The organism is Sporosarcina sp. FSL K6-1508 (assembly GCF_038007465.1).
In the GTDB taxonomy this organism is placed as follows: domain Bacteria; phylum Bacillota; class Bacilli; order Bacillales_A; family Planococcaceae; genus Sporosarcina; species Sporosarcina psychrophila_B.
Map to the genome: position 1 here is coordinate 4,193,309 of NZ_JBBOXF010000001.1, position 20,011 is coordinate 4,213,319.

The following is a 20,011-nucleotide window of genomic DNA, read 5'->3' on the forward strand; positions in this document are numbered from 1 at the left end:
CTAAAAACTTTGCAGTAATGATTTAATAATGAGATACCATCCATCAACAAGGACGAATAGCAATATTTTAAATGGCAATGAAATCATAACTGGCGGTAACATCATCATCCCCATCGACATAAGAATACTTGCTACAATCATGTCAATGACTAAAAATGGAATGAAAATCATGAAACCCATTTGAAACGCCGTTTTAATTTCACTTAAAGCGAATGCAGGAACTAACATCGTGAGCGAAATGTCTTCAAGAGATTCGGGCCGATCTGCTTTATTGTAGCGGAGAAATAACTCCAAATCCTTCTGCCGTGTATGTTTACTCATAAACTCTTTAAGCGGAATACTTGCCTCTTCATAGGCTTCGTCAAGTGAAATTTCTTCTGCAAATAACGGAGTCAGCGCATTATCATTCACTTGCTGAAATGTTGGAGCCATAATGAAAAACGTCAGAAAAAGCGCTAGACCGACTATTACTTGGTTTGGAGGCATCTGCTGCGTGGCAAGAGCAGTTCTGACGAATGACAGAACGATGACTATCCTCGCAAATGACGTCATTAAAATTAGAATAGCCGGCGCTAGTGACAAGACAGTCAGAAGCAACATCATTTTGATAGATGTCGATACATTCGACGGATCACTGTCCGAAAAAAATTGGGCAATATCATTCATCTCGGTTGCGCTCCTTTTCTGTCAACCGGCTGATATGCCGTTTCCTCTCTTCTTTCATCTCCTCAAGCCTCGATTGAAAAATGTTGCTAAAGTCAGGTGATTCTTCCGTTTTGACATTCGAATCGCTTTTCGATTTCCCTGTCACTTTAGCAAGTATTCGATTGAGCATACCGGTTGTTGTCTCCGCATTATCACCTTCGTAGAATTCAACTAGTTTGTCGATTTCATCGGGATCCGTAATCTCTTTCAACAACCGAATATCCTCTCCAACCCCGATAACGTAATAAGATTCTCCTATAACGACCAGTTGAATCGACTTATGCTGTCCAAGCGAGATACCACCCATATTTTTCATAAGTCGGGTTTTGTCATAGAGTCGGTTTTTCCGGTTGACGAACTTCAGAAGCCCGAATAATAACCCGAGAACGAATAGCAAAGCGAATAACGTTTTTATGTAATCCCCCGCCGAGGAACCGACGTCTGATTTATCTGCGGGAAGATCAGTAGCAGGTGGTGTTATTGCATCCTTATTGTTCTCAACGTCGGTATCTGTATCGACATCAGTTTTCGGTTCTTTATCAAACAAATCGGACACCGGCTTGTTCGGATCAGTGTCGGTGTCTGCGTAGACGGATGCATATGGCATTTGGCTTACGATGAGGATGACCAAAATGAGAGCTGACAAGTACTTTTGTACAAACGATGATTTCATCCCTCGATTAACCTAATGCTTTTTCGATTGCTTCAACAACACGATCCGCTTGGAACGGTTTGACGATAAAGTCTTTTGCGCCTGCTTGAATCGCATCGATAACCATCGCTTGCTGTCCCATTGCTGAACACATAATAATCATTGCAGATGGGTCTTTTTCTTTAATCGCTTTTAAAGCTGCAATGCCATCCATTTCCGGCATCGTAATATCCATCGTGACAAGATCCGGTTTTAAATCCATATACTTTTCAATGGCTTGAACACCATCTGCCGCTTCTCCAACAACTTCAAAATTATTTTTCGTCAAAATATCTTTAATCATCATGCGCATGAAAGCTGCGTCGTCCACTATTAATATACGTCTACCCATTGTCATTACCCCCGTTAAATTATCTTAAATTGTTCAAGCGTTCTACTTGGCTTAAAATATCTGTGATTCGTACACCGAAGTTTTCGTCAATAACGACAACTTCTCCTTTTGCGATATGACGGTTGTTCACTAAAATATCAACCGGTTCACCCGCAAGTTTGTCCAGTTCAATAATGGAACCGCTCGACATTTCCAGAATTTCCTTAACGGAACGTTTTGTTCTGCCTAGTTCCACCGTTACTGATAATGGAATATCAAGAAGCATATTCAAGTTATTGGACTCTGACTTATTTAAAGATGGACTTTCAAAGTTTGCAAACTGTGCCTGCTGGACTTGTACTTGCGGTTGTTGCGGCCGCATTTGCATCTGCTGTTGAGGGGCAGGTTGTGCATATTGTGGATCATAAGCCGGTTGTTGCATCCCTTGGCCAAAATCGTTTTGTCCATAAGGCTGTTGCGGTATTTGTTGCTGTTGCGTCGGCTGTTGTAATTGAGATGGTTGCTGTTCTGTCGGTCGAGTCATCTCCGCAACCGCTGCAGTTTCTTCTTCTGCGTCACCGCCCATGAGAGATTCAACTAATTTCTTTCCAAATCCTAATGGAAGTAATTGCATAATATTCGAATCGATAAGGTCGCCTACTTTAAGAGAAAACGACACTTTTATCAATAAATCATCTTCCGGAATAAGTTCTCGACCTTTGTCCTCCAGGACATTCATTAAATCAATTGAAGGCGGTGAAATATCAACTTTTTTATTAAACAGCGTCGACATTGATGTCGCAGCGGAACCCATCATTTGATTCATCGCTTCCTGAACCGCGCTCAAGTGGATTTCTCCAAGGTCCATATTCGGTTCTAAACCATCACCGCCTAGCATAAGATCCGCGATGATTGCCGCGTCACTTTGCTTAATAACTAGTAAATTCATACCGCTAAGTCCTACTGTATAGTCCACTTTAATAGCTACATATGGATGGATGAATTCTTCTTCCAACCCGTCCTTATCGACAACCGAAATGGTGGGTGTCGTTATGTCGACTTTTTGTCCGAGCAATGCAGATAATGCTGTTGCTGAACTACCAAAAGAGATATTGCCGATTTCACCAAGTGCGTCTTTTTCCATATCATTCAAATAATCTGAGGTTACTATTTCTTTAGTAGAGGAGTCCGCGGGCTCATCGCTCGCCAAAGGTTCCCCCCGTAATAAAGCTTCAATTTCTTCCTGTGAAAGGATATTATCACTCATCATCTTCATCCCCTCCGATCTGTGTATCAATTATCTGAACAGCCATTCGATTTCTCAAATGTCCAGGCTGTGCAGTGAATTTCGGTAAATCACCAATTTTTACGACAAGCGGATCTTCAATTTTACGGTCTAGCTTAATAACATCTCCCACTTGAAGATAAAGGAAATCTTCAACGGTCATCTGCCCATTACCCAGCTCAGCGACTATTGACAAAGGTGCTTGTTTCAAACGTTTTTCAAGAACGACACTTTGCTCTACTGTCGGTTCTTTCTTATTGGTCTGCATCCAATAGCGGACCGATAAGTTTGGGACGATTGGCTCAAGGACAACATGCGGGATACAAATATTAATCATCCCACTCGATTCTCCGATAATAATATTGAATGATATAACAACAACCGTTTCATTCGGAGATATCATTTGAAGAAACTGCGGATTTACCTCAATCTCTGTCAGGAATGGATCGATGTCAATGATGCCTGACCACGCTTCACGCAGATTATCAAAAGAACGTTCGAATAAACTAGTCATAATCTTCATTTCAATTTCAGTCAAATTATCGACTTTACCTGGACTTGCTCCGACTCCACCCATCATGCGATCGAGCATCGTATAGGCAATGTTTGGATTAACTTCCATTAGGATATTACCATCTAACGGAGGAACTTCGAAAATATTAATTAACGTCATGTTCGGAATAGAGCGGATAAATTCTTCAAAAGGAATTTGATCGACTGACGCGACGTTAATTTGGACATATGTGCGCAATTGTGCTGAAAAGTACGTCGTTAATAGCCTTGCAAAGTTCTCGTGAATCCGAGTCAAACTGCGAATTTGATCCTTAGAAAACCGAAGGGCACGTTTGAAATCGTACACCTTGACTTTCCGAGGCTCATCTTCTTTTTTCATGTCTTCTGCAGACATTTCCCCTGTTGAAATCGCGGACAATAATGCGTCGATCTCACCTTGGGATAATATATCCCCGGCCATATGGTCACCTCCCGGTATCTGACTCTAGTGCAAATGCTTGACTATATAAGTTGAACAGTTAAATACCTGCATAAATATTGAGCGCCGGAGCGGATTTCAAGGTAATCTTTAATTCAACTTATAGAGTTATTGAATAATGTAAGAAACGATATAGACTTTCTGAACTTCCCCATTTTGCATAAGCGGGTTCAGATGTGATTTCAAGGCATCCTCGAAAGCTTGTTTTCCTGCTTTCCCTTCGAGATCTTTCGCTGTCATTTCAGAAAGCTCTTGAATGACAATATTTTTCACTTGGAAATCTCTTTTTGCTAGTTCTTCAGCCGCTTCCTTATTGTCCGTCTGGATTTTCAAGGTGATGCGAATAAATTGCCGATTGCCAAGGTTCGTCGTAATTTCTTCGATATCAACCGAGGACTCGATAATATCATCAATCGTCGGCTCTTTCGCTTCATCATCTTTGTTTAGCTGCATAACGAGTATGAGTCCAACTACACCGATAAGTGTGATGCAAACTAGTATAATAAGGGATACTGTCATTACTTTATTCTTCATCTTCTTCACCTCGTATATGCGGATTTGATAACAACTGGACCGCCTTATAAAATTCAATGATACGACTGTTCACTTCATCAGCCGTATCAAGGACAACGTATTTCGTTCCTGTCGTAAGGGTAATCGTCGTGTCAGGAAATGACTCGACTTTCTCTATGTACAGAGCGTTCAATGTGAACGCCATGCCGTTTAGGCGTGAAACTCGAATCATATGTAAGGGGCCGGGCACAGAGCCGGCCCGACCCTCCTTTTCTAGTGAAGCTATGTTTGTGGGCGCCAGGTACTGACATCCATTTGTGTCCTTCCCCAAATTGTAGCAGCACCTGGCATCCCATATTATCCTATACTATCGTTTCAAGTTCACAAGCTCTTGCAAAATCTCATCCGACGTCGTAATAATCCGCGTGTTTGCTTGGAAACCACGTTGTGCCACAATCATTTCTGTAAATTCTTCTGCAAGGTCAACGTTAGACATTTCTAGGAAACCTGATTCTAATTTACCAAAACCTTGATCTAAACCAAAGCCAGGATTTGGATTTCCTGAGTTGGCTGAAACTCGGAAATAGTTACCGCCTACCTTATCAAGTCCACCTGGGTTCGAGAAGGTTGCAATTTGAAGTTTACCAGCGACTTGAAGTACAGCTTTGTTGTCCGATATTGCCTTGTCTACTGGAGCTTTGGCAGCATCATATGCTGTTTTAGCACCTGCAAGAGCAGTTTCAGCAGCAGTTACAGTAGCTGGAACAACCGGGTTCGCTTCTTTAGCGGCTTTTAAATTCGTTTCCGCAGTTTTAATAGCTGTTTTCAGTGTTGCTTCTTGTAGTTTAAAAGCATTTTCAGCAGTTGCTATTAACGCTTTACCTGCTGCTGTTGTATCAACAAAATAAACTGTCCCATCTTGCCCTACGGACATAGAGGTTGCTGATTTAGGTATTTGGATTGTTCCAATGGTTCCGCCAGTAACAGGTAATTCCATTTCTCCAGTGGGCGGAACAGCAGCACCGCCTGGTTTACCCTGCATCCCCTGAATATATCTTCCCTCGCCATCAACTAGGTCACCTTCACTGTCCATATAGAAATTCCCAGCTCTTGTATACAACATTTCATTACCATTCAATACTTGAAAGAATCCGTCCCCTGCAATCGCAAGATCTAACGTATTCCCCGTAAACTGCGTAGATCCACCTGTATGAAGCGTGTCAATCGCCGCAATTTGGGATCCTAGTCCTACTTGTCTTGGGTTGACACCACCACGACTATCTCCAGGACCTGAAGCTCCCGCCACTGTTTGTGAAATTAAATCTTTAAAGATTGTACGACCTTTTTTAAATCCATATGTGTTGACGTTAGCGATATTGTTACCAATCACGTCTAATTTCGTTTGAAAGTTTCGTAGACCTGAGATACCTGAATACATTGAGCGTAACATTTATATTTTTCCCCTCTCGATTTCAAAAAGTATGGCTGCATCTATCAGTCAGCGGCCGATGGCATCCATAAAGGTCCTGCCAATTTAACTAAGCACGATTGTGCCGTCGATGTTCGTAAATAATTGATCTTTTGCTTCCATGCGATCCATTGCTGTTATGACGGTTGAATTCTTCGCACTTATAATGAGTGCTGCTTGGTCCATCAAAACAAGTGAATCTTTAATCCCCTTGGCCTTTGCTTCGTTCACCTTTTCATTGACATGCGCCCATTCGGCATCTGATATATGGATGTTCCGTTCTGTCAAGCGCTCGGAGGCGTGCTTACTAATTTTAAGTTCAACAGGCTGTATTGCTTTATTCAAATGTTCTAGAAATGATTGTTTCGGGTTTTGCGTCGGTTTGACTGGTTGTCCTTGGTGTATAAGTGATTGCGATGGTATTCGATGTAAATTTAATTTATCCATATCATCATTCCATCATTTCTTCTTTTTCGCTTATCGAGGTGAATTTCTTGCCTTCAATCCGTGTTCCGTCTTCTAAAATGTATTGAAGTTTTCCATCTTTATTCGCAACTGATACTACTTTACCTTGTTTCTCTTCCTCGCCGTCCATGTAGCCAACGAACTTGCCAATAAGCATGCTTGCTTCAACAAGACTATTTGTTCCACCTGAACCAGACATCACTTCCGAAATATTACCTGGAGTCAACTCTTTCCCGTCATCCATAATGAATGTCACAGAGCCATTATCATATTTCACTGACACGATACGATTGGTTCCTTCGTCTACAATGGGTTTTCCATCCACATCTACAACCGCATTGCCGTTATCATCTAACTTCAGTTCATGCCAACGAACTTCTTTACCTGCAAAACTGTTGTATTGAATCAGTTGTGACTGATTTTGCGCTTCGGCGAATTTATCAAATGACTTCGATAAGTTCATCGTCTGTTCAAGTGCCGAGAACTGAGCCATTTGTGCGATAAACTCGTTATCCTTCATCGGGTTCGTCGGATCCTGGTTTTGCAATTGGGCAATAAGTAATTTCATAAAATCATCTTTCCCCATAACTCCATCGCCAGTTTTACGCTCATCCCGCTGTTTATTCACTAAATAATCTGATGCTGAAATCGCTTTTTGTCCTTCAATCATCTCTTACGCCTCCAACTCGATCATATACTCTTGGAATGTCATTTCTTCTTCGTCATTTTGTTCATGTTGCTCTTCTGTATCCTGTCCTTCTTTTCTGAAGTGCTGATTAAATGCTTGTTCACGTTCATTTTTGGATATATCTTGCAGTGTCTGAGAAATATCGATTCGCTCAACTTGCAAATTCTGTTGCAAGAATGCGCTTCTAAGCTGATGTAGCTGACTGTCAAGCATTTCTTTCCCCAGTGCAGTTGATGCAAGAATCCGTGCTGTCATGACACCATTAATCTGAAGCAATTCAATTCGTACTTGGCCGAGATGTTCAGGATACAATTTGACAAGAAGTCGGTTCGTTCCACCTGTTTGCCCAAAATTCGAACGTTTAAAAATGTTTTGCATCTCTTTGATCAATGTCTCATTACGAGAGTTGTTGCGATTTTCCAATTCAGCAAGCGTTTGTTCACCTTTCACCGCTAAAACAGTACCTAAAGCGCTACTAACAGCTTGTTGCAATGGTTCTTTAGAATTTGCTGTTGTTGACGATGGTTCAGAACTATTTTTTACAGTTTCTTCTTCCATGACAGTAACTACTGCAGATAATACTGGCTGTTGTTGTATCTCCTTGATTCCTTTGACAAGTAATGAAGGTTCAAGACCATTTTTCATTGGCCCATCATCTGTCATTGTTCGACCTGTATCTGCCTGAACGACAAATCGTCCTATATTTTTCGACTCCATCCATTGTACCATGCTAGACTTTGCAGAATTACTGGAAATAAGTAGATTTTCGCAATGTTTAGCCGCTGTTGCAAGAGAGCCTTGGAGCGTAAAAACCTGCTGTTCTTGTTTCATGAGTAAGTCTGTTTTCGGTGCTACCAGTTCCGCTGTTTTTAACAAGGTCAATAGCTCAACTGCCTGTTTCTTCGGTATTTCACCTTTTCCTTCAAGCGCATCCGTCAATTGTTTAAAAAATTGAGGTGCTACTTTGTCAATAACATTCAACACTGTCCAAAAATCATTCGTATTTGCGACCACTGACAGTTCATCCTCGTCAAGACCAGCTTCCTGTAGTAGTGGTAGTAAACTTTCGATCAATTGTTTTGGATCAAGATCTAGTAAGCTTGCAATCTCCTCTAAATCGCCTAGAGAAGAAATTGAGTCGACTTCACTATCCAAATCACGAGTTCCATTTTCTTTTAAACTAGTAATCGCAGCTTTAAGCTCTTCTAAAGATGTAGCATTAAATAGTTCCATTATCGCTTCATCAGATATCTCGCCGCCAGTTTCTTCTTTTACGGTAACGACAACTAATGGGACTTTTCCCGCAATACTGCTGAAAACCGATCCAAATGAACTTGATACAGGTTGACCCGATTGCATGTTATTTGTTGAAGTTTGCATGTTATTCCCAGCTAATGCTTGTAATGATGCGATGTTCACTTATTCACCTCCCTTCAATAGTATCGGCGCAAGCTTTCTTTTATTTAGTCATCATCGTTGTATATTTTGCTGCATCTTCCGGCGACATTTTTTCGAGAATTGACGCAAGGATATCCGGTTTTAAGTTAGTCAAAATCCGTATCGCTTCTGCGTCACTCATTTTCACAATGACAGGTGCCGAAGATTTGGCAGACATCTTCTCAAATGTATTTACAATTTCCTTAAAGTTACGCTTTGAATCATCTTTTTCGCGTATCAGTACTGCGATTTCGTCTAGAAGCTTTTCTTGCTCAATTAGTAACTTCTCGTTTTCATTGGCTGACTTATCGAGATCTTGTTGAACCTTGAAGAGTTGGGCTTCTTTTTCTTGAATTTCTGCCTGCATCGTCACGACTCGCTCTTCGAGGACCAGATTACCAACACCCGGATCTTCTTCTTTCTTCTCCGAAGTAAAGGGTAAATTACTAGTCCACTTCTTTGCCTCATCAAAAACATTTACATCTGCGAATTTAGCAAGAATCAAGACTAGCGCCGTGGTAAATAGAAGAGGGATGATTATCCAAAGTAAGAGGATTTGGAACGCTCCACCTTTACCTTCTTTTTCAGCCTTGATTATTTCTATTGTTTGTTTGGTCTTTTTCGCCACATTCTCACCCGTTTTCTCTTCTGCGGAACTTCAGCGTCGACAATTCGTCTAGCTGAATCGCTTCCAGCTGTTCCATTTCAGCGCGATGATGTTCACGATCTTTTTCCTTCATTTTTTCAAACTTGCGAACTTCAAGTGTTTTTTCTAAGAGTTTATTTTCATACCAATTCATTTTTGAACGGGCTTGCATTACTTGCTGTTGGACCTCCGAAATCCGTTTCTCTAAACTGCCAATGAATCGAGCATAGTAATGAATTTCATTGACCGAAAAACCGACCGCCATTTTCACTTGCTGCTCAGTGAGGGTATCTTCTTTCTTTTTCAGCAAATCATATAATTGAGTAGCAACTGTTTCGAACGCTTCAACCGAACCTTTGAATTCAACTTCAGTTTCGGTTTTTTCCTGCTCACGAAACGTCAATACTTTTTCAAAGCGATAGTTATAAGGCTTCATATGCTACCGCCTCCGGCACCGAGTGAAACGAGCTCAGCAATACTATCTTCTATTGAGATATTGTCTTTAAAACCTTGTTTCAAAAAATTTGTGATAAGCGGTTCGAATTCAATCGCTTGATCAATTTCTTTTGAAGTCCCGCGCTTATAAGCCCCGATATTGATAAGATCTTCGGATTTATCATACGTGTAATAAAGCTCTCGCAATCTTTCTGCTGATTTTACGTGTTCGGGCTCTGCAATATGGTTCATAAGCCGACTAACACTCTTCAATACGTTGATTGCGGGATATTGTCCCTTGTTCGCAAGTGTCCGATCGAGTACAATATGTCCGTCTAAGATTCCCCGGACCGCATCGGCAATTGGTTCATTCATATCATCACCGTCTACAAGAACCGTATAGAATGCCGTAATGGAACCATACTCATTGGTACCTGTACGCTCCAATAATTTCGGCAGGATAGCAAAGACTGAAGGGGTATACCCCCGTGTAGCCGGTGGTTCTCCAACGGCAAGTCCTATTTCGCGCTGGGCCATTGCAACACGAGTGACAGAGTCCATCATCAACATGACGTTCATCCCTTTGTCCCTGAAATACTCTGCGATTGCAGTTGCGGTAAAGGCTCCTTTAATACGCATAAGTGCAGGCTGATCAGACGTTGTCGCAACAACAATCGATCTGCTCATTCCTTCAGGTCCGAGATCACGTTCGATAAATTCGCGGACTTCCCGCCCACGCTCCCCGATAAGTGCAATGACGTTTAAGTCAGCTGTTGTATTGCGAGCAATCATTCCAAGCAATGTACTTTTCCCAACGCCAGAGCCAGCGAAAATTCCGACACGCTGGCCTTTTCCGACTGTCAACATTCCATCAATCGCCTTAACGCCTACAGATAACTTCTCGCTGATAGGTGGACGAGTGAGCGCATTAGGTGGGTCTTGTTCAGTTCTTACAGTAGTCAACCCTCTTGGAAGCATACTATTATCAATTGGGTTGCCCATCGAATCAAGTACTTTCCCCATTAAACTCATGCCCACTTTGATTTCAAGAGGTTTCCCTAAACTTTCGACAAGACATCCGCTGGATATATCACGAATGTTTGTATAGGGCATCAGAATGACGATTTCTTCCTTGAATCCGACAACTTCCGCTTTAATAACCGAATCTTCTCGGCCAGTATTATTTAAATGGATATGACAAACATCCCCGATTGAACTTTCAGGTCCTTGTGACTCGATCATTAGACCGACAACGCGGACAACACGTCCAAGTTTCTTGAAAGTCTTAACATTGGGAATGACAGTCATCAATTCCTCCGCTTTTTTCATCGTCAATCACCACTTTCCATGATACCGATGAGTTTCTCCCTTAATTCGTTTAACTGGTCATCAATGCTGACAACAATACGTCCATGATTTGTTTCGATATAACACTCAGTGGTTTCAAATTCTTCATTTACAAAAATAAGAAATGGCACATTTGGTGGGAATATCGATGCGAGTTCAGTTCGATTATCGGAAACAAGTTGAAAATAGTCGAGAGATACATACAGTTTAATTTCTTTCATTTCACGTGTTTCTTTTAAGGCTCTTTTAACAACCGATAAATAAACTTCCTCATCATCTTGAAGTATTTCTCCAATAATCCGTTCAGCAGAAAGCATTGCAAGATCAAGGATGACTCGTTCTTGACTCTCAAGATATTGGCGTGCATTTTGAATTGATAGCTCCGTTGTTTCATTTGAAGCGGTAATAGAAGTTGTCATATCCGACAATGATTTGTTGTGACCTTCTTCGTAACCGATTTGAAACCCTTCGTCGTATGCTTGTTGCTGAAGTATCGTTTTTTCATTTTGCCAAGCGGCTTGCATGACTGAAATCTCTTCTGTTGCCGTTTGTCTCAATTGTTCAATTGCCGCTTTCTCTTGCTCATTTATCGTTTTGGTCTCTTTCAACAAGCGGTCCCGTTCAGCAAGGACGGAATCTAGTGATAAACTCGCTTCCTTATTGACCTCCTGTGAAACAGAAAGGCTGCGTATGGATATTTCTTTCGTTTCTCCATTTTCCAATATCGTATTCAAAGAACGAAATACATTAGACAATGATGTCATCTCCTCCGCCACGAGCGATTATGATTTCACCAGTTTCCTCAAGTCTTCGAATAATGCCTACAATACGAGATTGGGCTTCCTCCACATCCTTCAATCGGACAGGTCCCATGACTTCCATTTCTTCTTGGAATGATTCGGCCATCCGTTGGGACATATTCCTGAACAAAACTTCTTTCACTTCTTCACTGGAAACTTTCAATGAAAGAATGAGATCTTCATTCTCACAATCACGAATAATACGTTGAATCGAACGGTTGTCCAATGTAACAATATCTTCGAAGACAAACATCCGTTTGCGAATTTCTTCGGCAAGTTCAGGATCTTGAATCTCAAGTGCATCAAGAATCGTTTTCTCAGTTGTTCTGTCGACTCCGTTAAGCACTTCGACGACTGCATCAACGCCACCTGTTTCTGTGTAGTCTTGCGTTACCGTTGAAGACAGCTTCCGCTCAAGTACAGCTTCGATCTCACTGATTACTTCCGGTGAAGTTGAATCCATCGTCGCGATTCTTCTCGCAATATCCGCCTGCACTTCTTGGGGTAATGATGATAAAATCATTCCAGCCTGTTCGGCCTCTAAGTATGACAAGATAAGCGCAATGGTTTGCGGATGCTCGTTTTGAATGAAATTTAGAATTTGTGATGGATCTGCTCGCCTTGCGAAATCAAAAGGCCGCACTTGTAACGAAGATGTCAAACGATTAATAATTGCTTGCGCATGTTCCTTGCCAAGTGCTTTTTCAAGAACCGTCTTCGCATAACCAATACCGCCTTGCGAGATATAATCTTGAGCAAGTGCGATGTTATGGAATTCTTCGATGATTTCTTCCTTTACGGAGGATTCAACCTTTTTAACACCTGAGATTTCAAGCGTTAGCCGTTCAATCTCATCTTCGTTCAAATGTTTATAGATTGCCGCCGATACTTCCGGGCCGAGGGAAATGAGCAGAAGTGCTGCTTTTTGTTTTCCTGTCATGCCTTTTTCTTTTTTAACCACAGTTCATCCCTCCGTCATTCCTCGGCTATCCATGTACGCAATAGTTTGGCAAACTCTTCTGGTTTTTCTTTTGCCATCTTCTCGAGTTGTTTTCTGCGGACAGTTCCTTCTGTTTCCAGCTCTGTATTAATATCATTCACATCAAACGATACGAGTTGCTCTTCCATAATCAGTTCTTCTTCCAGCTCTTCTGCATTCCGTCGACTTCTGAAGAACATAAATATAAGAATTCCGATGACAAGAAGAAGTACCCCACCAATCACGTAAATCCACCATGGTATTGCAGACTTCGGTTCAGATACGTCGACCATTTTCCCATTGAAAGGCTGAACCGAAACGACGATTTTATCACCAAGTTCCGCTTGGGTCAGTTCTCCAGCAGCCTCTTTGTCAATGGAAGTCCGAATTATTGTCTCAAGGATGCGTTGGACATCCTCTTGCAATCCTTGCGGCATTGACGTTGAATCGTCTGCTATAGGCGGTTCCACCATTACCTGGATTCCGATATCACGTATTTTATACGGGCTTTCGACAATTTCCTTGCGAATTCGATTAACTTCATTGTTAACCGTTTCTTCGATTTTTTCATAATCACCGTTTGAAAATTGCCCTTCTACGTAACCCGTTCTATTATCTGTAGGATCCTCCGCTTCCGGAGTCCCACCTGCTGCTTGGCCGTTTCCTGTAAATGATTCAGTGAGGCGTTGCACACTAAGTGCGATTCCTTCCATACTTTCCTCGTCAACAGGCGTCACAAGATTTTCTTCCCTGTTTTCAAGCTGGAAGTCGATATCCGTTGTGACCGAGACTACAATTTTATCTTGTCCCATCATTGTTCCAAGCATCATCTGTACTTGACGTTGTAAATCTCGTTCGATCGTTTTTTTGAGCGTCATCTGGTCCGTTATGCTTGGTCCATACGCAGTATCGGTAGCCTTCAAATCAAAATACTCGGAGTACTGGTTCATGATGACAATATCATCCGTCGACAGATTCGGCATACTTTTTGATACCAGTTTATAAAGTGCAGTAATTTGTGGTTCAGTGAATGTATGTCCCGCGTCAGTTTTCAACATGATTGATGCACTTGCCTGTTGAGTGTTTTCGTTCAAGAAAACGCTCTCTGTAGGCAATGTGATCATCACATCTGCATCTTTCACGCCTTCGATCCCTTTAATCAGGTTCGCAAGCTCGGTTTGCATCGAAGCGAGTTTAATCATATTGAACTCGTTATCCGTCGTTCCGAATCCCGCGTTTTGAGCAAAGAATGAGTAATCAATCATGCCAGAGTTCGGAAAGCCTTCTGCCGCAAGGGAGACAAGTAAGGAATCCACATTTTCTTTAGGCACTAGTATCGATGTCCCACCTGGCGCAACCTTACTTTTCACCCCTTGGGAGTCCAACTGTTCTTTAATTCGCCCAATCTCTGCCCGGGATACATCCGAATAGAGCGGTACATATTCCGTCCTAGATAGATAGATAGTCAGTAAAGCCGCGATTAGAATAACAGCTACTGCAGATCCGATATAAGTAACTTTTTGCTTTTTGGTACGACTTGACCAATACGTTTGAATATCCGCCCTGATCTTCGTCAATCTTTCATTCATTGTAATCCCCCGGTCAGCTTACGTAATTCAAAAATGCGGTCCAACTTGAATGGCGTATGCAATCAAACAGGCATCCTAATGATTTCTTGATATGCTTCGATTACTTTGTTCCGCACTTCCATCGTTGCATTTAACGCAATCGAAGCCTTTTGAGAAGCAATCATGACATCATGAAGTTCGATGTCTCCGCCGCGTACTAATTTCTCTGTCATTACATCCGATTCATACTGCTTATTATTCACTTCTTGAATAGCATCTTTTAAAAAGCTACCAAAAGTTTGCTGTGCCTCATATGGTGTTGGCACTGTTTTCACTTGATTTTCTATCTTAAGCATCCCTGCTGATTGCGTAGGATTAAAAATTGATTGTATGGCCATTTAAGTAACTTCCTTCCAGAATCATTATTTACCGATTTCAAGAGCTTTCATCAACATTGATTTATTGGCATTGATCACCGTAACATTCGCTTCATAAGAACGTGTAGCAGACATAAGGTCAATCATCTCCCGCAGTGGGTCGACATTCGGCATTGAAACATATCCTTCATCATTTGCATCTGGATGTGAAGGATCAAAGACAAGATTAAATGGTGTTTCGGTATCTTCTTTAATGCTCGAAACCGTCACACCATATCCTGCCGATCCTTTTACCTGATTACCCATCGCAGCGTTTAACATGGATGAGAATTGCCCTTCTTGCGGTTGAAAAGTAACAGATTTACGTCGATACGGCTGCCATTCCCCGTCAACCATTTTTCCGCGTGTTGTATCAATGTTCGCCATATTGGATGAAATGACGTCCATCCGCATGCGTTGAGCGGTCAATGCAGATGCGGACGTGTTCAAACTATGAAAAATCGTCATCGTCACCGACCTCCTTTAATAACATTTTGCAGTGTACTGAACTTCCCGTTAATACGGTCTACAACCGCGTTATAGTAAATTTGGTTAGCTGCAAGATCAGCCTGTTCCTTATCCATATCCACACCGTTTCCATCTTGCCGATAACGCAGATTCGAGTAATTGAAAACTCCGGGTTGTGTCGTGGTTGATTTGAAATCGATATGTCGCTTGTCTGTTCTGTAGGCTTCTAACGTATTCGCTTTAGCATTTGCAAAAACTTCTTCGAAACTGACATTTTTCGCCTTATAATTAGGAGTATCGATATTTGCTATATTTTGCGAAATCACTTTCCCTTTAGTAGCAGAAAAATCTAGTCCTCGCTCCAATTGCGTAATTGTCGATCCAAATATATTCATTGTTTCCACCTCTTATTCCCTCTATTGATGAAACAAAACTGTTATATTCTTAAAAAGTATTAAACTAGCGTTTTAAATCAATACTCTCATTGTATCGGATTTTGGTGATTCTTGTCTATATAAGAAGAATAATATCCGTTAGTCCAAAATAACCCATTTTATTATTAAAAAGTATTTAAAACCCCCTTTCTACTACCAAAGTCACTATTCAACTATAATTTCTGTGTATTCTCACTCAATCCAAGTCCGTTTTCTGCTATTATTTTTTACTCCACATACAAAAACACCTCTTCCTGAAACCGGAAGAGGTGTCGAAATGCCTATTATACACTTATGATTTTTGTTTTTCAAGCTCTTCAAGGAATTTATTGTTTAGGACTTTGATATACGTCCCTTTCATTCCAAGTGAACGAGATTCGATAACGCCAGCACTTTCTAGTTTACGTAGCGCATTCACGATTACCGAACGCGTAATGCCAACACGGTCTGCAATTTTAGAAGCGACTAGCAAGCCTTCATTGCCGTCAAGTTCATTAAAAATATGCTCAATCGCTTCGTGTTCACTGTAAGAAAGTGAATTGATAGCCATTTGAACAACTGCTTTACTGCGTGCTTCGATTTCAATTTTCTCGGATTTCTCACGTAGGATTTCCATTCCAACAACTGTTGCGCCATATTCCGCAAGGATCAAATCATCATCTTGGAACTCATCTTTAAGTCTTGCCAAGATTAGTGTACCAAGACGTTCACCGCCGCCGATGATTGGAACAATCGTTGTCAAGCCTTCTTTGAATAGCTCACGATTTTCAACCGGGAAAACAGTATGCGTGCTGTCCACATCCAAGTTAGAAGAAGTCTCTCTCACTTCAAACAAGCGGTTTGTATATTCTTCAGGGAATTTGCGGTCTATGAACATTTGTTTCATGCGTTCATTTTCAATTTGGTGATGTATTTCCAAACCAAGTAATTTCCCTTTTCTGCTTACGATAAACGCATTACAATCAATAACGGAGCTAAGCTTTTCAGCCATTTCCTTAAAGTTTACCGGTTTACCTGCTGATTCTTGTAGCATTGCGTTAATTTGACGTGTTTTTGATAATAAATTCATTTTCTTTTTTCCTCCTCAAGATACTTGCTAATCGTTTAAAGAATATTCTAAAGGTTTTTAATCATTAAATAAACTAAAACGTTTCAATTACAGGATAAATTGTGACAAATCTTTGTTTTTTGCGATACTTTTCAACTTCTCATCGACATAAGCTGGTGTTATTTTGATCGTTGCCGGCCCAATGTCAGCCGCTTCATACGAAAGCTCTTCAAGCAACTTCTCCAGAATTGTATGAAGCCGTCTAGCCCCAATGTTCTCAGTATCATCATTCACTTCGAATGCTATCTCAGCAAGTCTGCTGATTGCCTCTTCAGTAAAATCCAAAACGACTTCTTCCGTATTGAGCAATTTTTCGTATTGACGGATAAGAGAAAAATCAGGTTCTTTTAATATGCGTTCAAAATCGTTCTTTGTAAGCTTTTCCAGTTCCACCCGAATCGGAAATCGTCCCTGTAACTCAGGAATAATATCGGAAGGTTTTGACATATGGAAAGCCCCAGCCGCAATGAACAAGATGAAATCGGTCTTAACTGTACCGTACTTCGTCGACACAGTCGAGCCTTCAACGATTGGTAAAATGTCCCTCTGTACACCTTCGCGAGAAACATCTGTTGACGAACTGCCGCCACGGCTAGCGATTTTGTCCATCTCATCAATAAAGATGATTCCGGACTGCTCTGTCAATTCGATGGCCCGCCTTGAAATTTCATCATGATCAATCAGTTTGTCAGCCTCTTCTGCTTCAAGTGCAATTCGGGCTTCCTTCACTTTCATCTTCCGCTTGATGGTCTTTTTTGGCACAAGAGAAGAAAGTGCGTCTTGCATATTCGCGCCCATTTGTTCCATACCCGAACCTTGTAATGCGTCAAACATAGATGGTTGCTGCGCAGAAACTTCAACAGTGACCATGTGCTCTTCAAGTTCCCCTGCTTTAAGGCTTGTCGCAATCTCAGAACGTTTACGCTTCACTTCGGCTACTTCTGCATAATCAGGCTCTTCCTGTTCCACTTTTTGGCCAAAAAGCATTTCGAACGGATTTTGCATACCGCCCATTTTCTTTTTTTCAGGAACAAGTAATTCAATAAGCCGTTCTTCTGCAAGAATAACCGCATGTTCTTTCACAGCTTCACGCTGTTCTTCCTTAACGATCCGAATGCCCGCTTCAGTTAAATCTCTTATCATTGACTCGACATCTCGCCCTACATAGCCTACCTCTGTAAACTTCGTCGCTTCCACTTTAAGGAATGGCGCATTTACCAGCTTTGCAATTCTTCTCGCGATTTCAGTCTTTCCGACTCCTGTCGGGCCAATCATAAGAATATTTTTTGGTATGATTTCACTTTTTTCTTCATCAGAGAGCAGACTTCTTCTGTATCTATTACGGATTGCCACTGCCACTGCACGCTTGGCTTTGTCTTGGCCAATGATGTACCTGTCAAGATGAGCAGTCAATTCTTTGGGTGTCAGTTCTTGTCTCTTTGTCATTCGAGTACCTCCACAATAATATGGTCATTTGTATAGACACATATTTCCGAAGCAGTCTCCAGTGCCGCTTGGGCAATTTCAGCAGCAGTGAGCGAATGCCCACTATACTTTTTCAATGCCCGTCCGGCTGCAAGCGCATAATGACCTCCTGAACCAATTGCCAGAACGCCATCATCGGGCTCAATCACTTCTCCAGTTCCGGAAACGAGCAACAACTGCTCATTGTCCATTACGAGTAACATCGCCTCAAGCTTCCTTAGAATCCGGTCACCGCGCCATTCTTTCGCAAGTTCAACGGAAGCCCTTTGAAGGTTGCCGTTGTACTCCATCAACTTGGCTTCGAATAATTCAAATAACGTGAATGCGTCTGCTACAGAACCAGCAAAACCCGCCAGTACTTTACCGCCAAAGATTCGGCGTACTTTTTTTGCAGTATGTTTCATAACGACTGCATTTCCTACCGTCACTTGCCCATCGCCTGACATGGCACAAGACCCTTCATGGCGAATGGCAAAGATTGTCGTTGCATGGAATTCCATCAGATCATCCTCCTATGCTCGCGGATGCGTATTCATATATGTTTTTCTTAAATGCTCTTTTGTTATATGTGTATACACTTGCGTTGAAGATAAGTGACTGTGTCCAAGTAGCTCCTGAACGGTTCTCATGTCGGCGCCTCCTGCCAGAAGGTGAGTTGCAAAAGAATGACGAATCATATGCGGATAGATTTTCGAGTGGAGTGACGCGCGTTCCATCATCATGCTTAAGATATGGCGTACACCCCGGTCAGTCAGAGGATCGCCCCGTAAATTGACGAACAGCATGTCATGGTCTTTCTGTTTCATCAAATCCAGCCGGCTATTATCACGATAGGCATCAAGCGCGGATTGAGCAAAACTTCCGAACGGCACATAGCGTTCTTTACGACCTTTTCCCATGACCAAAACAATGCCAAGGTGGTCATCGATATCTTGCATTTTGATAGCTGTCAGCTCACTGACCCTTATGCCTGTTGCGTAGAGTAATTCAAGGAGGGCATAGTCACGTAGAGACTTTCTATCTTCTCCCTCACAGGAGGAAAATAGTACTTCCAGTTCCTCTTCATAAAAAAAAGCTGGCAACCGTCCTTCCTTCTTTGGATGATGAAGGGAACGGAACGCACTATCATCAATGCCATACCGGGCATTCGAAAACTTAAAAAAGGAACGAATAGAAGAGATTTTCCTAGAAATCGATGCTCTCGATAACCCTAGGTCATACAGTTCAGTGGCATAAAGCCTTGCTTCCGGATAAGCCACATCATTCAAATCTGTTATACCTTCAACTTCGAGAAATGACAAAAATGCATCTACATCTTTCTCATATTCCAATACTGTGTAAAATGAATAGTTCTTTTCCAAACGCACATATGAAATATATTCATCACGGACGCTAGAAGGTTGTACTGTCATACACTCACCCCTACTTGGAAAGTCGCTAAGTAATAACAATATTATGAGTCATTTGAATAATAACACATTATACGTAAAATGCTACAGTGAAGCGCGTCAACTAATAACCAAAAAATAGCGACTAATTCAGAAATTCGAAAGTCATCCACGATTCACTATACAATAAATGATGTTCGTCCGGCAACCTTCTAATCACCAGAAGTCTGACCTCTTTTAATTTGTTCGTATTTCTGACACAATTTGTCCATATCCATAAGAAACTGACAAGCATAAAGAGGTGTTATTTAAGATTCAACTAGGAACTGATTATATCCCATAGCTAAGCGTCCATATACTGCG

24 protein-coding genes are annotated in these 20,011 nt (G+C 41.5%); all 24 read right to left on the bottom strand.

The genetic code is table 11. The features are described 5' to 3' along the window. Complete coding sequence (gene fliP, locus MKZ11_RS21510; protein ID WP_340796390.1) at positions 1 to 666, bottom strand: flagellar type III secretion system pore protein FliP; 666 nt, start codon at positions 664 to 666, stop codon at positions 1 to 3. Then, on the bottom strand, positions 659 to 1,378 hold the full coding sequence (locus MKZ11_RS21515) for a flagellar biosynthetic protein FliO (protein WP_340796391.1): 720 nt from the start codon (positions 1,376 to 1,378) through the stop codon (positions 659 to 661). Before MKZ11_RS21515 ends, fliP begins: the two co-directional genes overlap by 8 nt. 7 nt (positions 1,379 to 1,385) lie before the next feature. Then, positions 1,386 to 1,748 (bottom strand): response regulator, encoded by a 363-nt coding sequence (locus MKZ11_RS21520; RefSeq protein ID WP_340796392.1) that lies wholly within the window; start codon positions 1,746 to 1,748, stop codon positions 1,386 to 1,388. Positions 1,749 to 1,767: 19 nt separating this feature from the next. Further along, positions 1,768 to 2,994: a flagellar motor switch phosphatase FliY gene (gene fliY / locus MKZ11_RS21525; RefSeq protein WP_340796393.1), complete on the bottom strand. Its 1,227-nt coding sequence runs from the start codon at positions 2,992 to 2,994 to the stop codon at positions 1,768 to 1,770. Beyond that, on the bottom strand, positions 2,987 to 3,985 hold the full coding sequence (gene fliM / locus MKZ11_RS21530; protein WP_340796394.1) for a flagellar motor switch protein FliM: 999 nt from the start codon (positions 3,983 to 3,985) through the stop codon (positions 2,987 to 2,989). Before fliM ends, fliY begins: the two co-directional genes overlap by 8 nt. Before the next feature lie 126 nt (positions 3,986 to 4,111). Continuing rightward, a complete protein-coding gene (gene fliL / locus MKZ11_RS21535; protein WP_340796395.1) occupies positions 4,112 to 4,537 on the bottom strand; it encodes a flagellar basal body-associated protein FliL in 426 nt (141 codons plus the stop codon). Further along, positions 4,527 to 4,748 carry a flagellar FlbD family protein gene (locus MKZ11_RS21540; RefSeq protein ID WP_340796396.1) on the bottom strand — a complete coding sequence of 74 codons (222 nt, stop codon included), beginning with the start codon at positions 4,746 to 4,748 and terminating at the stop codon, positions 4,527 to 4,529. Before MKZ11_RS21540 ends, fliL begins: the two co-directional genes overlap by 11 nt. A 135-nt stretch (positions 4,749 to 4,883) precedes the next feature. Then, positions 4,884 to 5,966 carry a flagellar hook-basal body complex protein gene (locus tag MKZ11_RS21545; RefSeq protein ID WP_340796397.1) on the bottom strand — a complete coding sequence of 361 codons (1,083 nt, stop codon included), beginning with the start codon at positions 5,964 to 5,966 and terminating at the stop codon, positions 4,884 to 4,886. 84 nt (positions 5,967 to 6,050) lie between these two features. Beyond that, entirely contained in the window at positions 6,051 to 6,431 is a 381-nt protein-coding gene (locus MKZ11_RS21550; protein ID WP_340796398.1) for a TIGR02530 family flagellar biosynthesis protein, read from the bottom strand. Positions 6,432 to 6,435: 4 nt separating this feature from the next. Beyond that, positions 6,436 to 7,119 carry a flagellar hook assembly protein FlgD gene (gene flgD, locus MKZ11_RS21555; protein ID WP_340796399.1) on the bottom strand — a complete coding sequence of 228 codons (684 nt, stop codon included), beginning with the start codon at positions 7,117 to 7,119 and terminating at the stop codon, positions 6,436 to 6,438. A 3-nt stretch (positions 7,120 to 7,122) separates the two neighbouring features. Next, the gene (locus tag MKZ11_RS21560) at positions 7,123 to 8,556 is read right to left on the bottom strand and encodes a flagellar hook-length control protein FliK (protein WP_340796400.1); all 1,434 of its coding nucleotides are present in this window, start codon (positions 8,554 to 8,556) and stop codon (positions 7,123 to 7,125) included. 40 nt (positions 8,557 to 8,596) lie between these two features. Continuing rightward, complete coding sequence (locus MKZ11_RS21565; RefSeq protein WP_340796401.1) at positions 8,597 to 9,202, bottom strand: MotE family protein; 606 nt, start codon at positions 9,200 to 9,202, stop codon at positions 8,597 to 8,599. Positions 9,203 to 9,206: 4 nt separating this feature from the next. Further along, positions 9,207 to 9,656, bottom strand: a complete 450-nt coding sequence (gene fliJ, locus MKZ11_RS21570; RefSeq protein WP_340796402.1) for a flagellar export protein FliJ — start codon at positions 9,654 to 9,656, stop codon at positions 9,207 to 9,209. Beyond that, positions 9,653 to 10,984, bottom strand: coding sequence for a flagellar protein export ATPase FliI (gene fliI, locus MKZ11_RS21575; protein ID WP_340796403.1), 1,332 nt, complete (start codon positions 10,982 to 10,984; stop codon positions 9,653 to 9,655). The genes fliJ and fliI overlap by 4 nt, the downstream gene beginning before the upstream one ends. A 2-nt stretch (positions 10,985 to 10,986) precedes the next feature. Further along, entirely contained in the window at positions 10,987 to 11,766 is a 780-nt protein-coding gene (gene fliH / locus MKZ11_RS21580) for a flagellar assembly protein FliH (protein WP_340796404.1), read from the bottom strand. Beyond that, positions 11,750 to 12,763, bottom strand: coding sequence for a flagellar motor switch protein FliG (gene fliG / locus MKZ11_RS21585; protein ID WP_340796405.1), 1,014 nt, complete (start codon positions 12,761 to 12,763; stop codon positions 11,750 to 11,752). The genes fliH and fliG overlap by 17 nt, the downstream gene beginning before the upstream one ends. Before the next feature lie 14 nt (positions 12,764 to 12,777). Further along, entirely contained in the window at positions 12,778 to 14,370 is a 1,593-nt protein-coding gene (fliF, locus tag MKZ11_RS21590; RefSeq protein ID WP_340796406.1) for a flagellar basal-body MS-ring/collar protein FliF, read from the bottom strand. Between the two features lie 62 nt (positions 14,371 to 14,432). Then, entirely contained in the window at positions 14,433 to 14,747 is a 315-nt protein-coding gene (fliE, locus tag MKZ11_RS21595; RefSeq protein WP_445327012.1) for a flagellar hook-basal body complex protein FliE, read from the bottom strand. Positions 14,748 to 14,771: 24 nt separating this feature from the next. Next, positions 14,772 to 15,233 carry a flagellar basal body rod protein FlgC gene (gene flgC / locus MKZ11_RS21600; protein WP_340796407.1) on the bottom strand — a complete coding sequence of 154 codons (462 nt, stop codon included), beginning with the start codon at positions 15,231 to 15,233 and terminating at the stop codon, positions 14,772 to 14,774. Positions 15,234 to 15,235: 2 nt separating this feature from the next. Continuing rightward, entirely contained in the window at positions 15,236 to 15,628 is a 393-nt protein-coding gene (flgB, locus tag MKZ11_RS21605) for a flagellar basal body rod protein FlgB (protein WP_340796408.1), read from the bottom strand. Positions 15,629 to 15,959: 331 nt separating this feature from the next. Then, positions 15,960 to 16,736 (bottom strand): GTP-sensing pleiotropic transcriptional regulator CodY, encoded by a 777-nt coding sequence (codY, locus tag MKZ11_RS21610; RefSeq protein ID WP_340796409.1) that lies wholly within the window; start codon positions 16,734 to 16,736, stop codon positions 15,960 to 15,962. Positions 16,737 to 16,823: 87 nt separating this feature from the next. Further along, on the bottom strand, positions 16,824 to 18,221 hold the full coding sequence (gene hslU, locus MKZ11_RS21615) for an ATP-dependent protease ATPase subunit HslU (RefSeq protein WP_340796410.1): 1,398 nt from the start codon (positions 18,219 to 18,221) through the stop codon (positions 16,824 to 16,826). Next, positions 18,218 to 18,763 carry an ATP-dependent protease subunit HslV gene (hslV, locus tag MKZ11_RS21620; RefSeq protein ID WP_340797080.1) on the bottom strand — a complete coding sequence of 182 codons (546 nt, stop codon included), beginning with the start codon at positions 18,761 to 18,763 and terminating at the stop codon, positions 18,218 to 18,220. The genes hslU and hslV overlap by 4 nt, the downstream gene beginning before the upstream one ends. Positions 18,764 to 18,772: 9 nt before the next feature. Next, positions 18,773 to 19,672: a tyrosine recombinase XerC gene (locus MKZ11_RS21625; RefSeq protein WP_340796411.1), complete on the bottom strand. Its 900-nt coding sequence runs from the start codon at positions 19,670 to 19,672 to the stop codon at positions 18,773 to 18,775. Positions 19,673 to 20,011 lie beyond the last annotated feature (339 nt).